14 protein-coding genes and 1 other RNA gene are annotated in these 13058 nt (G+C 48.7%); 8 read left to right on the top strand and 7 right to left on the bottom strand.

The window, feature by feature from the left end; genetic code table 11:
* Window positions 1-30: 30 nt before the first annotated feature.
* Window positions 31-630 (bottom strand): MlaC/ttg2D family ABC transporter substrate-binding protein, encoded by a 600-nt coding sequence (locus tag ACTHR2_RS01940; protein ID WP_263341672.1) that lies wholly within the window; start codon window positions 628-630, stop codon window positions 31-33.
* A 165-nt stretch (window positions 631-795) separates the two neighbouring features.
* Between ACTHR2_RS01940 and ACTHR2_RS01935 the strand changes: the two genes are divergently transcribed.
* The 3 genes from ACTHR2_RS01935 (at window position 796) to ssrA (ending at window position 2786) form a co-directional block, all read left to right on the top strand.
* Window positions 796-1011 carry a tautomerase family protein gene (locus tag ACTHR2_RS01935; protein WP_263341669.1) on the top strand — a complete coding sequence of 72 codons (216 nt, stop codon included), beginning with the start codon at window positions 796-798 and terminating at the stop codon, window positions 1009-1011.
* A gap of 84 nt (window positions 1012-1095) precedes the next feature.
* Complete coding sequence (locus ACTHR2_RS01930) at window positions 1096-2310, top strand: pyridoxal phosphate-dependent aminotransferase (RefSeq protein ID WP_263341667.1); 1215 nt, start codon at window positions 1096-1098, stop codon at window positions 2308-2310.
* Window positions 2311-2423: 113 nt separating this feature from the next.
* Window positions 2424-2786: a transfer-messenger RNA gene (gene ssrA / locus ACTHR2_RS01925) on the top strand.
* Window positions 2787-2952: 166 nt separating this feature from the next.
* Here ssrA and ACTHR2_RS01920 read toward each other — a convergent pair.
* The 4 genes from ACTHR2_RS01920 to hda form a co-directional block, all read right to left on the bottom strand.
* A complete protein-coding gene (locus ACTHR2_RS01920; protein ID WP_254323783.1) occupies window positions 2953-3738 on the bottom strand; it encodes an endonuclease/exonuclease/phosphatase family protein in 786 nt (261 codons plus the stop codon).
* 157 nt (window positions 3739-3895) lie between these two features.
* Entirely contained in the window at window positions 3896-4210 is a 315-nt protein-coding gene (locus tag ACTHR2_RS01915; RefSeq protein WP_254323784.1) for a TonB family protein, read from the bottom strand.
* A gap of 59 nt (window positions 4211-4269) precedes the next feature.
* A complete protein-coding gene (locus tag ACTHR2_RS01910) occupies window positions 4270-4938 on the bottom strand; it encodes an HAD family hydrolase (RefSeq protein WP_254323785.1) in 669 nt (222 codons plus the stop codon).
* Window positions 4935-5603, bottom strand: a complete 669-nt coding sequence (gene hda / locus ACTHR2_RS01905; protein WP_003682428.1) for a DnaA regulatory inactivator Hda — start codon at window positions 5601-5603, stop codon at window positions 4935-4937. The genes ACTHR2_RS01910 and hda overlap by 4 nt, the downstream gene beginning before the upstream one ends.
* A 229-nt stretch (window positions 5604-5832) precedes the next feature.
* On the opposite strand from hda, the gene ACTHR2_RS01900 reads away from it, so the two are divergent.
* From ACTHR2_RS01900 to ACTHR2_RS01885, 4 genes are read left to right on the top strand one after another with little or no spacing between them, the layout of a single operon-like run.
* On the top strand, window positions 5833-6471 hold the full coding sequence (locus ACTHR2_RS01900; protein WP_070813899.1) for a DedA family protein: 639 nt from the start codon (window positions 5833-5835) through the stop codon (window positions 6469-6471).
* Between the two features lie 46 nt (window positions 6472-6517).
* Window positions 6518-7954, top strand: coding sequence for an MBOAT family O-acyltransferase (locus ACTHR2_RS01895; RefSeq protein ID WP_263341660.1), 1437 nt, complete (start codon window positions 6518-6520; stop codon window positions 7952-7954).
* Between the two features lie 10 nt (window positions 7955-7964).
* Complete coding sequence (gene patB / locus ACTHR2_RS01890) at window positions 7965-8993, top strand: peptidoglycan O-acetyltransferase PatB (RefSeq protein ID WP_263341658.1); 1029 nt, start codon at window positions 7965-7967, stop codon at window positions 8991-8993.
* Complete coding sequence (locus ACTHR2_RS01885) at window positions 8990-10102, top strand: SGNH/GDSL hydrolase family protein (protein WP_063068782.1); 1113 nt, start codon at window positions 8990-8992, stop codon at window positions 10100-10102. The genes patB and ACTHR2_RS01885 overlap by 4 nt, the downstream gene beginning before the upstream one ends.
* A gap of 108 nt (window positions 10103-10210) precedes the next feature.
* Here ACTHR2_RS01885 and ACTHR2_RS01880 read toward each other — a convergent pair whose 3' ends face one another.
* On the bottom strand, window positions 10211-10801 hold the full coding sequence (locus ACTHR2_RS01880) for a LemA family protein (protein WP_263341655.1): 591 nt from the start codon (window positions 10799-10801) through the stop codon (window positions 10211-10213).
* A gap of 142 nt (window positions 10802-10943) precedes the next feature.
* Entirely contained in the window at window positions 10944-12032 is a 1089-nt protein-coding gene (locus ACTHR2_RS01875) for a metallophosphoesterase (RefSeq protein ID WP_263341653.1), read from the bottom strand.
* A 103-nt stretch (window positions 12033-12135) separates the two neighbouring features.
* Here ACTHR2_RS01875 and ACTHR2_RS01870 point away from each other — a divergent pair, with 103 nt between their 5' ends.
* On the top strand, window positions 12136-13044 hold the full coding sequence (locus ACTHR2_RS01870) for a Dyp-type peroxidase (protein WP_263341651.1): 909 nt from the start codon (window positions 12136-12138) through the stop codon (window positions 13042-13044).
* Window positions 13045-13058: the final 14 nt, after the last annotated feature.

The raw sequence follows: 13058 nt of genomic DNA, 5'->3' as shown, positions 1-13058 counted from the left end.
AATATCCAGACGGCCTTTTATCAATCTGCTTTATTGTTTCTTCAAGCCCTTGGCTTCGACAGTCGCAATCGTACCGTCAATGCCTTTGCTCTTAATCAGCTCGCCAAATTGGTTGCGGTATACCGTTACCAAGCTGGTACCGTCCACGCGGATGTTGTAAATCTTATACGCACCGCCGCTTTGGTAAAGCTGGTAGGCTACTTCATACTTGGTGCCTTTTTTGGTTTGAATTTCCGAGAAAACGTCAAACTTATTGCCGTTTGCCGTCATCTTCGGCAACAGGCGCACATTCGCATCCGCCGCACCAATCAGTGCAGAGTGCGAGTACATCGCAATCACCATGTCTTTGAAAGCACGGATAAAATCAGTTTTCTGTTTGGCAGAAAATTCACGCCATGGCGCGCCGACAGCCAAAGCCGAAATACGTTCATAATCCAGATAACGGTTGGCATACTGCTCAACCTGTTTCACACGTTGCGCCTCTGTCAAAGACGTGTTACGTGCAATTTTCAACACAGCATCAATGTTCTGCTGCATCTGTTTTTGCGCAGGATGCGTTTCCGCCGCCACATAAGGCGCGGCAATTACCATCGGTGCGGTCACAATCAAAGTCTGAAGAAAACGGTTCATGACGATATCCATCCAAAATAAAACCGCATTTTAAAAACAATCTATTCCAAAAAACTTAATTCTTTGTAAAAGCTGACATGAGCAATGAAAAATCCTGCAATCAAATTTCAGACGGCCTGATAAAAATAAGATAACATATAAACGCTATTTTCAAAGGAGGAAGCCATGCCCTACGTCAACATCAAAGTAACCGGCGGCAGCGAAGCCCCGAGTGCGGAACAAAAAGCCGAATTAATTCGCGGCGTCACCGAATTACTCTCACGCGTTCTCAACAAAAATCCCGAGACGACCGTCGTCGTCATCGACGAAATCAATATGGACAACTGGGGCATAGGCGGTAAAAGCGTGACGGTTCGCCGTGCTGAAGCGCGCAATAAGTAAGCCTCGGCCGTCTGAAACCCTTTTAATTTACCCACAAAAAGAGTACATTTATCCCATTGTTAACAATTTTACGGAACACACATCATGGAGAAATTCCCTAAATCATCCAAACTGGATCACGTTTGTTACGACATCCGCGGCCCGGTTCACAAAAAAGCCCTGCAACTGGAAGAAGAAGGCAACAAAATCCTCAAGCTCAATATCGGCAATCCGGCTCCGTTCGGCTTTGAAGCGCCTGACGAAATTTTGGTTGACGTCATCCGCAACCTGCCGACTTCGCAAGGCTATTGCGACTCCAAAGGCCTTTACTCCGCACGCAAAGCCATCGTCCACTACTACCAAACCAAAGGACTGCTCGACGTTACCGTCAACGATGTTTACATCGGCAACGGCGTCTCCGAATTGATTACCATGTCCATGCAGGCGCTGCTCAACGACGGCGACGAAATCCTGATTCCCGCACCGGACTATCCTTTGTGGACCGCCGCCGCAACACTGGCAGGCGGTACCGTCCGCCATTATCTATGCGACGAAGAAAACAACTGGTTTCCCAACCTTGCCGACATGGAAGCCAAAATTACGCCTAAAACCAAAGCCATCGTCGTCATCAACCCCAATAACCCGACAGGCGCGGTGTACAGCAAAGAAATCCTGCTCGAAATCGCCGAACTGGCGCGTAAACACGGCCTGATTATTTTCGCCGACGAAATTTACGACAAAATTCTTTACGACGGTGCCGTACACCATCACATTGCCGCCCTCGCCCCCGACTTGCTGACCATTACGTTTAACGGCCTCTCCAAAGCCTACCGCGTAGCCGGTTTCCGCCAAGGCTGGATGGTTCTCAACGGTCCGAAACATCATGCCAAAGGCTATATCGAAGGCCTCGATATGCTCTCCTCCATGCGTCTGTGTGCCAATACGCCGATGCAACACGCCATTCAGACGGCCTTGGGCGGCTATCAAAGCATCAACGAATTTATCCTGCCTGGCGGCCGCCTGTTGGAACAACGCAATAAGGCATGGGAACTGATCAACCAAATCCCCGGTGTTTCCTGCGTCAAACCGATGGGCGCGATGTATATGTTCCCAAAAATCGATACCGAAATGTACGGCATTCATGACGACATGAAATTCGTCTACGACTTGCTCGTGCGTGAAAAAGTCTTGTTCGTCCAAGGTACAGGCTTCAACTGGATACGCCCGGACCACTTCCGTATCGTTACCCTGCCGCCCGTTCATCAAATCGAAGAAGCCATGGACAAACTCAAACGCTTCTTGCAAAACTACCATCAATAAACCTAAACCAAACAGGCCGTCTGAAAAAGCAAACTGCTGTTCAGACGGCCTTTTCAATCAATCGGCAGCTTGGCAAAGCACGCTGACATGCGTATAATCGACTTTTCCTATCTGGGGGCGATCTTGGTTTCGACGGGGGTTGCAAAGCAGATGCGGGCATACCGGGGTCTCAGATTTCCCGTTAAACACTGAATTTAAATAGTCGCAAACGACGAAACTTACGCACTGGCCGCTTAAGGCCTGTCGTTGCAGCAGTTGGTCAATGGGCTGTGTAGTGCAAGCTACCGCAACGTCATTCTACATTGACTGGTTTTCTGTCGGGTTACTTGGTAGAAAACGAGATTTAAGGTAACTGGTTCCCTGAAGGCCTGTTGGTCGGCATGATGGGAACGAGATTCTAAATAGACACAACTAAGTATGTAGAACGCTCTGTAGAGGACTTTCGGACGGGGGTTCGATTCCCCCCGCCTCCACCAGATTTAAAGCGCAAACTTTTGATTTAAAAAGGTTTGCGCTTTTTTATAAACTTAAACAGGCCGTCTGAAACTTTTAAGACGGCCTGTTTTTGTCTCAAATATCTGAGTGAAAAACTTTTTCTTTCGATACATTGCCAATAGTACTTTGCTTTAAAAAATTTCAGCCTTACATTTTTCTATCTGATTTCATATTCATTTTACGATGCGGCCTAACCGTTACACTCAATGGCAGATGATCTGACAAATGTTGCCAGTCTTTACTGTTGTGAATTTCAGAATCGATGACATCAAGATTGCGCGTGTAAATGCGGTCGAGGCTTAGGATGGGCAGGCGCGAAGGGAAGGTTTTGGGGCGTTTGCCTGTATTATCGACAAATACTTCGTTCAAATCTAATGCACTGCCCAGCTCACGCGCTGATTTCTGCCGCCAGTCATTAAAATCGCCGGCAATAATCAAAGGGCTTTCCGGACGAATGTACCGGCCAACGTAGTCGCTGATGGCTCGGTATTGTTTGAGGCGGTCTGGCTCGCGCAGATTGAGGTGGACGCACAGACACACCAGCGGATCTTCCCAACCTTCGGGCACGACCTCGCAATGCAACAGGCCGCGTTGTTCGAGTTTATTGACGCTGATGTTGAGGTTGTTTTCCGTTTTCAGCGGCAAGCGGCTGAGAATGGCGTTGCCGTGGTGTCGTTTGGGATACACGGCATTTTTACCATAGCTGCGATGATAATCGAGGCTGTCGCCGATGATGTCGTAATGCGGCGCATCGGGGAAGTCGGTACGGCGGCTTCTGTTGAGATGTTGTCCTTGGACTTCTTGTAAAAACAAAACGTCCGAACCCAATGTACCCAGCGCGTCAGCCATACGGTTGACCTGCACTTTGCGGTTGAGCGCAGACATGCCTTTGTGCATATTGTAGGAAGTAATGGTAACTGGACGGGGAGACATGATGTGTAATGAAGCGGTTTATTTGTTTCAGTATAGCACCGGAGCGTGTGGTTTTACGGAAATTTTGGTTATACTTGTTTAAAGAATAAAACGGCGTTTTGACAGGGAATTTCCCAATCAAAACGCCTTCTGTTTTTCAGACGGCCTTGCGTCCGAATCAGTTGTTGATTACTTCAACATTGGTTTCAAAAGTAACGGCGTGCTGATATTTAGATGCAGTTTTACGTTTCGGATAAGGATATTTGGAAACGCTTTTCACTGCGCGTTCGTCCATTTCAGGATTGCCGCTGGATTGAATGATATTCACGCGGTCAACATTGCCGGCAGGAGTTGTGAAGACATCCATCAAAACGGTTTTAACGCTGCCATTTTGCGCTTTCATGGCTTCCAAGGTTTCGGTATCGGCTGCTTCTGCGGTACCGAATACAGCGGCAAACAACAGGGCTGAGGCGAGGAGTTTAGTCGTTTTCATGTTTTAGTCCTTATTAGGGTTGTGGTTAGATTAAATATTTCAGACGGCCTGATTCGTCGTTATTTGAAATTCAAAATCGGCCAACCTTTTGCTTTGGCTTCTTTTTCCAGCTCTGCATCCGGATTGACGGCGACAGGTTCGTTCACGATACGCAGCAACGGCAAATCGTTTTTGGAGTCGCTGTAAAAATAAACCTTACCGTAGCTTTCAAAGGTCTCGCCTCGCTCGGCAAGCCATTGGTTCAATCGGGTAATTTTGCCTTCTTTCAGGCTGGGCGTACCGACATAGTTGCCGGTATATCGGCCGTCTTCGCCGGTTTCAAGCTGTGTACCGATAATGTTGTGAATACCGAAAAGATGACAGATCGGGGTAATGATGAACTCGTTGGTCGAAGAAATAACCAACATTTCATCGCCCGCCATTTGATGGCTTTGCACCAACATACGCTGCATCGGAGAAATGTGCGGAACAATATATTCGGCCATAAACTCGCGATGAAACTCAGCCAATTCTTCCTTGCTGAAACGGGCTAAAGGTGCGAGATGGAATTTGAGGAAGGCATCGATATCAAGACAACCGTTTTGATAGTCTTGGTAGAACTTTTCATTTTGCGCCTCGGTTTCAGCCGCATCGACTATGCCTTTTTTAATCAGGTATTGCGGCCAAGAGTGATCCGAATCGGTATTGATTAAGGTATTGTCGAGGTCGAAAATGGCAAGGTTTTTCATTGGGTTTCCTGTTGTTTTAAAAGCTGGCGCAAAAGCGGCAAAGTAATGCGCTTGCCCATCATAACGGCGTAGTTGTCGAGGGTATCGAGCATTTGCATCAGGCTGTCCATATCGCGCCGCCAATGGTTCAGCAGGTATTCGAAAATTTCCGGATCGATGGTTACCTGACGGGCAGCCGCCATGCTGACGAGCGCATCGATTTTTTCCCGGTCGGTCAACGGTTTGACTTCGTAAACCAAGCAATACGCCATGCGTGTGCGCAGGTCTTCGCGGATAACGAGTTGCTGCGGCGTATATTCGGAACTCAAAAGCAAAAAGCCTTTGCCGCTGTTGCGGAAGCGGTTGAATATGGCAAACAGTAAAGCCTGTTCTTCATTATTAAGCTTTTCGATTTGGTCAATGGCAAGATATTCCGCATCCAATGCGGCTTCTGTCAGCGGCGTGGCGGCGGCATCAATATAGAGGGCATTTCGTCCGGCATCGAGCGCCTGTGCGACCCATGCCTGCAAGAGATGGCTTTTGCCTGCGCCCTCTTCGCCCCAAACATAGATAAATTGCCCATGTTTGTGCTGCAACACATACACCAGCTCGGCATTTTCTGTTCCCAGAAATTTGTCGAAGCCTGGATAATCATGGCTGGCAAAATCGAAGATGAGCTGGTTCACAAAGGCGCACCGGTTAGGTTGAAATCGGCTTTATTTTACGTTGTTTTGCCGTCCACCATCAAGGATAAAGGCCGTCTGAAGCCTATACCTGCAACATATCTGCACTTCTAAACATATCTTGATGCGCTTACGGCATTGGTTTTATTCCGCTTTGGTTTTACAATGTCGAACTTCTCGCCGAAACATTTGTCTGTTCTTTTTCAGACGGCCTTTTTATTTGGGAACCCTAGTGATTTCTACCATTATCGATTTCATCCTCCATATCGACCAACACCTTGTCCACCTTTCCGCCCAATACGGCCCGTGGATTTACGCGATTTTGTTTGTTGTGATTTTCTGCGAAACCGGTTTGGTCGTAACGCCATTTTTACCCGGCGACTCGCTACTGTTTGCTGCCGGCGGTATTGCTGCCATCGGCGGCATGAATATCCACGTCATGGTATTGCTGCTCTTAGCGGCTGCCATTTTAGGCGATGCGGCCAATTTTATGATCGGCAAGTATTTTGGACAAAAACTGTTTGCCAATCCGGATTCCAAAATTTTCCGCCGTTCGTATTTGGAAAAAACCCATGCGTTCTATGAAAAACACGGCGGCAAAACCATCATCATTGCCCGCTTTGTGCCGATTGTGCGGACGTTTGCGCCATTTGTCGCAGGCATGGGCGATATGCACTACGCGACGTTTATCCGTTACAACATTATCGGCGCGGTGTTGTGGGTATTGTCGTTTTCCTATGCAGGCTACTTCTTCGCCAATATCCCCGTCGTCAAAAACAATCTGGGCTTAGTCATGGCGGCAATCATCGTGATTTCGATTTTACCCGCGGTAGTCGAAGTCATCCGTGCAAAACTTAACGCCAAAAAATAACAATCAATCGAAAAGTTTGAAAGTTTAAACACATCAAGGAATTGTCATGCCGTTGCTGTCTATTGAGTTTGCGGTATTCTTTATCGTATTTTTGCCGCTGTACTGGGCATTTGCACGTTTGCCGCAAGTTCAAAACGTTTTACTTTTGGTTGCCGGACTGGGCTGGCTTTACCGTATCGACCCCATTTTTGCCGCGCTGATTTTGGTTTACTCGTCTGTGGTTTACCTGATCAGCGTGCTGATGTTTTCTGAAAACGAGAATATCCGCAAATTTTGGCTGGGTTGCGGTATTTCGGCGGCATTGACTGTTTTGTGTTTCTTCAAATATTTCGACTTTTTCCGCCCGATTATTCAGCAATATACGGGGCAAAGCGCCGTCATCGATATCCTTTTGCCCTTGGGCTTGTCTTATTACACTTTCCAATCGCTGGCTTACTTGGTGTATTGCTACCGCGAGCCTAAAGGAGACCGTTTTGAATGGCACGAGCTCCTACTGCATCTGAGCTTCTTCCCCACCATCACATCCGGCCCGATTATCCGTGCGACAGCTTTTAAAAGCATAGACGGCGAACAAGCGGGGGCATTGGTGCAAATCCGCACCAAACAGGCACGCCAGCTGATTTATCCGGCTTTGGCGGTCGGCCTGATTGTGTTGGGCATTGCCAAAAAGTGGTGGCTTGCCGGCGTATTGGCGGAAGGCTGGGTATCGCCTGTTTTTGAAAATCCGGCCCAGTTCGATGGCTGGGGTGTGTTGTCTGCGATTTATGGCTATACCTTCCAACTCTTTTTCGACTTTTCCGGCTACTCGGATTTGGTCATCGGTTTGGCCATGCTGCTCGGCTTCCAGCTGCCGAAAAACTTTGCCGCGCCGCTTCGCGCCATCAACATCCGCGACTTCTGGGACAGATGGCATATCAGCCTGTCCACCTGGATTCGCGACTATATCTATATCCCTTTGGGCGGCAGCAAAAAAGGCTTCGGACGCACCCAGCTCAACCTGATGATTGCCATGTTGCTTTCCGGCATTTGGCATGGCTACGGCTGGAGCTTTTTGATTTGGGGCGCACTGCACGGTGCGGCTTTGGTATTCCTTAACTGCGGCGACAAAATCGTCGGCCGCAATGCCTTAGGCCGTCTGAAAATCGGCAAACCGCTTGCCTGGCTGTTTACCTTCCATTTCGTTTGTTTCGCTTTTGTCGTGTTCAACAGCGCAACGCTTGCCGATACGGAAATGCTGTTCAGCGCATTATTTGCCAATGACAAAGGTTGGAACGCGCCTCTGCCGACCGACCTCATGTTGCTGGGTGCATTTGCACTGATGCTTTTGCTGTACCCGTATTTGCTTCGCTTATTTGAAGCATCGGTAAAAGGCTTGGACAAACTGCCTGCATGGCTGTGGTTTATCCCCATCACGCTTATCCTCGCCCTGATTATCGTCTTCGCCCCGTCCGGCATTCCAGGCTTTATTTACGCCAACTTCTAAGGAGCAGAACATGAAACGCTTTATCTCCCTGTTTGTTTCGATTCTGCTCAGTGCGGTTGCGCTGACGTGGTTTGCCCAAAACTCCATCAATGCCTATTGGCAGCAGACCTATCATGAGAACAGCCCGCTTGAGCCTTTATCCGAATACGCTTGGTGGCGTATCGGTGCGGATTGGCAACAAAAAGCCTACGAATTTTCAGACGGCCTGAAAGCTTCGCTGGAAGCAGAAGACGCTTTGGTTTCGGAAAACTCTGGCATTGAAACAACAAGGCCGTCTGAAAATACGGAAAACATTGAAACATCAGACAATCAAAAAGAGACTGCCGCTTCTGATGCGGCTAACAATACGGATACCGTCGCCAGCGAGCCAAGCAATCAGGCTGATCAGTCGGCAACGCAGGTTGTATTGAAAAAAGGCAATAAAGTTTTCTTTGCCGGCGACTCGCTGATGCAGGGCGTTGCACCTTTCGTACAAAAACACCTCAAGCAAGAATATGGCGTACAATCAGTCAACCTCAGCAAACAAAGTACCGGTTTGTCCTACCCCAATTTCTTCGACTGGCCAAAAACCATCGAACAAACTTTGCAAAAAGAACCCGACATCCGCGTTTTGGTTGTATTCTTAGGCCCTAACGACCCTTGGGATTTCCCGATGGGTAAAAAATATCTGAAGTTCGCTTCCCCCGAATGGGAGGCAGAATACCTCAACCGCGTCCGCCGTATTCTTGATGCAGCCTCCGCACATGATGTCCAAGTCATTTGGCTGGGCATTCCTTACATGAAAAAAGCCAAGCTCAACGAACAGATGCGCTACCTCGACAAAATCCTGTCGGGTACAGTATCGCCTCAAGCCATCTGGCTGCCGACCGACAAACTGTTGAGCAATGGCGCAGAAGAATATGCCGACTCTGTCAAAGTAGATGGAAAAATCATCCGTTACCGCAGCAAGGACGGCATTCACTTTTCCGCAGAAGGCCAAAAACTACTGGCCGGAAAAATTATGGAAAAAATTAATTTTACACACGATACACAACCATGAAATTTAATAAAACCTTACTCCTCACGCTTCTCGCACTCCCTATTACCGCCTGCGCAACCAATGACGGCCTGTTAAGCAACTATGGCTCCAACCGCCCTGCCTGGCTGAACAAACTGCAACAGCTCAACCATACGTCAGACGGCAAGTTCCGCATTATCCAAGTCGGCGACTCACACACCGCCGGCGACTATTTCACCGACCGCCTGCGTCGCCGTTTGCAACAACAATGGGGCAATGGCGGCATCGGTTGGGTTTATCCCAACACCGTCAAGGGCCAGCGTATGGCTACCGTCCGTTACAGCGGCAGCGGTTGGAACACCATCAGCAGCCGCAAATCACACAGCGATTTTTCTTTCGGCGGTATTGAAGCACGCGCCGATGGCGGCAGCGTTACCTTAAGCGCAGCCGATGGCAGCATGGATATGCAACAAATCTCCATTTTCGGCAAACCGGTTTGGTCCGAGCAAACCCTGACCGTCAACGGCCGCGAAATCCCGGCCAAACAAAACGGCTGGCAACTGTTGCATACCAACGCCTCCCTGCCAATGACGCTCAGCAGCAGCATGCCTTGGCAAATCGGTTTCATTAATATCGAACGCCCAGGACGCGGCGTAACCGTTTCCGCCATGGGCATCAACGGCGCACAGTTATCCCAATGGTCAAAATGGCGGCCGGGTATGTGGGAAGATTTGGCACAAACCAAAGCCGATTTAATCATCCTTGCCTACGGTACCAACGAAGCCTTTTCCGGCAACCTCGATATTTCCTCTACCGAGCGGACATGGCGCAATTACATCCGTCAAATCAAAAATACCCTGCCCAACGCAGGTATCCTGATCCTCGGCGCTCCGGAATCTTTGAAAACTGCCTACGGCAGCTGTGGCAACCGTCCGGTCTTACTCAGCGAAGTACAACAAATGCAGCAACGCGTTGCCCGTGACGAAAAAATCATGTTCTGGTCTTGGCAGGATGCGATGGGCGGGGCATGCAGCATGAAAAGCTGGATGGCTCAAGGCTTGGCAGCCAAAGACGGCGTTCACTTCTCTGCACAAGGTTATGAAACTGCAGCCGATAAGCTTGCCGACAGCCTGATCCGCTTTGCCCAATAAATTGGCCAAAGCCTAAGTATTTTTCATTAAGAGCACACAAAAGGCCGTCTGAAATTAATATTTCAGACGGCCTTTTGTTTATCACTTATTCAGCGAACTGCTTAATTTTTAAGCCAACATATTGCTGCTCATGCGTTGCGTTTGGTTTTCCGTAAAACGAACCAATCCTGCCTGCTTGTCAAAGCCTAATGGCTTGGCGACAAGGCGGTTGGGCAGCTTGTTCAAATGATGGTTGTAGCTTCCGGCTCTGCGGTTGTAAGTGCGACGTGCCGATGCGACTTCCGCTTCTGCAGCATCCAGCATTTCCATCAAACCGGCCAATTGCTCATCAGGATACTGTTTCAAAAGGCCGTTGACAGCAGTTTGCAATTTTTTCAGCGCATAATTCAATGCTGTTTCGGCTTCACACAGATGTTTGATTTTGTATTCGGAAAATGTTTTGGCAGTTTGCGCCAATGCAGTTTCGACTTCGGTACACATCTGCTGAACGTGTTGATCCGATGCAATGCCCTGCTCGTACAGATGTTTGCTGTATGCATCCAATACATGACGGACGGCCTGATGTCGGCAGTCGAGCGCAATGCGCAAAGAGACAAAGGATTCGCGACAGTCTTTTTTGCGGTCTTTCAACTGTTGTTTGAAATACAATAAGACGGCGGCGATTGATACGAAGATAAGTACAAGACTGATAATGCCCATAGTGAGTTCCCTAGTTATGATGCCACTCATATCGGTGGCTGATTTTATTAACATCGATTATAATCCAATTTCAATATTTTTTCCCAATTTTCATAAAAAAGGCCGTCTGAAATTCAGACGGCCTGAAGTTTATATTTTTATTTCAATGCCTTGACTTGATGTCGATAACCCACACTTCTGATTGCGAACCCAAACGAAGGGGAATGCCCCAGAAGCCGTAGCCAGAAGTGGTGAAGAAATGGCCGTTGCCGATCTCCTCATAACCGTAAGCAAGACGATAAAGCGTACGGACGATAAGGTTGGCAGGTGCAACTTGGCCGTTGTGGACATGGCCGGAAACCTGCACATCAATCGGCAGCCGGGCATGGGTTTCGATTGAAGTAGGACGGTGGTCCATCAATAAAACCGGTAATTGGGTATTTTGACCTTCTAAAAGCTGCTCCGCACTGGGGCGCTTGCGATCCAAATCATCACTCCGCCCTACCAGCAACACACCATTCACTTCCAAAACCTGATTGGCCAAAACCGTCAAACCTGCCGCTTCCAATTCATGTTTGATGCGCTTCTGATCGCGAAACCAATCATGATTGCCCAAAGTGGCGTAAACGCCCATCGGCGCAGTCAGCTTCTGTAAATGCGGTTTCATGTTTTCTTTCAGGTATGCATCGACGGTATCGTCCATCAAATCGCCCGGCAGCAACACCATATCGACTTGTTCCTGCTTCATAATGTCCGTCAGCTTGTCTAATTGACGCGCGCCAAACAAAATCCCCAAGTGCAAATCACTGGCGACGCCGATACGCAGCGGCTTATCCATTTTCTTATTGATGAATACAGTCTGATGGTGAACAACAGGCGTATAGGCGTTATACATCCCAAAACCGAGCAAACCGGCCACAAACAAAGGCGCAAACAGCCGCAGGCTTCGAGAAAGCGGTTGGCGTGCCACAAAACGGCGCAGCAAAAGATACAGGATAAATGTCGCCAACGCGGCATACATTACAAACAGCAAGATCACCATCCAAAACGCCACCACGCGGAACATCATATGCCCCAACTCCAGCAGCAAGCCGACCAACAAGCCGTTTGTAATGAAATAGGAAATACCCATCAGCCAACGTCTGCCGACTTTGCCTATCCAAGGCGCAAACAGCCATTGCAGCGAACGCCCAAGCCCGAATGTAAACACTTGCAACAGAATGACGCTCACAAAAAACATCTTGCCAAACATGCCTTTCCGCCCTAAAAAATCAAAAGGCAGATTTTAGGCCGTCTGAAACTTTCAGTGTATAATCCCCCACGTAAAAACCCATAATATTTTGAAAGGAATCATCATGAGCCAACCTCAATCAGCTATTATTCCTGATCACGCACAAGCCGGTATTTTTATCGAAGCAGACATTTCAGACGGCCGCAATGAAGACATCAAATCTGCCTGCCGTCTTTCTTTGGAGGCTCTGGCCAAATTAAAAACCCGTTTTCCGAATGATATTTTGGGTTTGACCATTGCCTTCGGCAGCCGCGCATGGCAATCGTTCGGCCATACTGACGAAGGCAGAGAAATCAAACCTTTCCCTGAATTGGGCAATGGCCTCGCCCCTTCCACCCAACACGACCTCTATATCCACATTCAAGCCACCGAGCAAAAAGCCGCTTATGCCTTGGCTCAATCTGTTTTCAGCGCATTCGGCGACAGCATCCGCGTATCCACTGAAGAACACGGCCTGCGCCTGTATGAAGACCGCGGCTTGGACGGCTTTGTCGATGGCACGGAAAATCCGCAGGGCGATGACAATGTGCGCAATGTTGCCATCATCCCCGAAGGCAAGCCTGATGCCGGCGGCAGCTATGTTTTGCTGCAAAAATACCTGCACGATTTGAAAAAATGGGATGCCGTTCCTACTGCCGAACAAGAAGCCAGCGTTGGCCGCAGCAAAGAAGCCAATGACGAATTCAGCAAAGATGTACGCCTGCCCGACTCCCATCTCGGCCGCGTCAACGTCAAAGAAAACGGCGTTGGCTTGAAAATTGTCCGCCGCAGCCTGCCCTTCGGCAAAATCAGCGGCGAACATGGTTTGATGTTTACTTCCTATTGCAACACGCTGCACAATATCGAAGTTCAACTGCTCAATATGTTCGGCGATGCAGACGGCAAAACCGACTTACTGCTGAAATATTTGTCTAAAGCCGTATCAGGTGCTTACTACTACGCGCCTTCTGTCGAGCGTTTGCAAAATCTTTAACGGCTCTCAGGCTG

Source organism: Neisseria sp. P0006.S004 (assembly GCF_051963015.1).
GTDB lineage: Bacteria > Pseudomonadota > Gammaproteobacteria > Burkholderiales > Neisseriaceae > Neisseria.
Note: the sequence above shows the minus strand (reverse complement) of the source record. Positions and strands in the feature narration are given on the sequence as shown.

Excerpts from the sequence above, each read along its gene's own strand:
- ACTHR2_RS01895 (WP_263341660.1), top strand. The coding sequence starts at position 6,518 with ATGCCGTTGCTGTCTATTGAGTTTGCGGTATTCTTTATCGTATTTTTG.
- ACTHR2_RS01875 (WP_263341653.1), bottom strand. The coding sequence starts at position 12,032 with ATGTTTGGCAAGATGTTTTTTGTGAGCGTCATTCTGTTGCAAGTGTTT.
- ACTHR2_RS01920 (WP_254323783.1), bottom strand. The coding sequence starts at position 3,738 with ATGTCTCCCCGTCCAGTTACCATTACTTCCTACAATATGCACAAAGGC.
- patB (WP_263341658.1), top strand. The coding sequence starts at position 7,965 with ATGAAACGCTTTATCTCCCTGTTTGTTTCGATTCTGCTCAGTGCGGTT.
- ACTHR2_RS01915 (WP_254323784.1), bottom strand. The coding sequence starts at position 4,210 with ATGAAAACGACTAAACTCCTCGCCTCAGCCCTGTTGTTTGCCGCTGTA.
- ACTHR2_RS01880 (WP_263341655.1), bottom strand. The coding sequence starts at position 10,801 with ATGGGCATTATCAGTCTTGTACTTATCTTCGTATCAATCGCCGCCGTC.
- ACTHR2_RS01940 (WP_263341672.1), bottom strand. The coding sequence starts at position 630 with ATGAACCGTTTTCTTCAGACTTTGATTGTGACCGCACCGATGGTAATT.
- ACTHR2_RS01910 (WP_254323785.1), bottom strand. The coding sequence starts at position 4,938 with ATGAAAAACCTTGCCATTTTCGACCTCGACAATACCTTAATCAATACC.
- ACTHR2_RS01930 (WP_263341667.1), top strand. The coding sequence starts at position 1,096 with ATGGAGAAATTCCCTAAATCATCCAAACTGGATCACGTTTGTTACGAC.
- ACTHR2_RS01870 (WP_263341651.1), top strand. The coding sequence starts at position 12,136 with ATGAGCCAACCTCAATCAGCTATTATTCCTGATCACGCACAAGCCGGT.
- ACTHR2_RS01935 (WP_263341669.1), top strand. The coding sequence starts at position 796 with ATGCCCTACGTCAACATCAAAGTAACCGGCGGCAGCGAAGCCCCGAGT.
- ACTHR2_RS01885 (WP_063068782.1), top strand. The coding sequence starts at position 8,990 with ATGAAATTTAATAAAACCTTACTCCTCACGCTTCTCGCACTCCCTATT.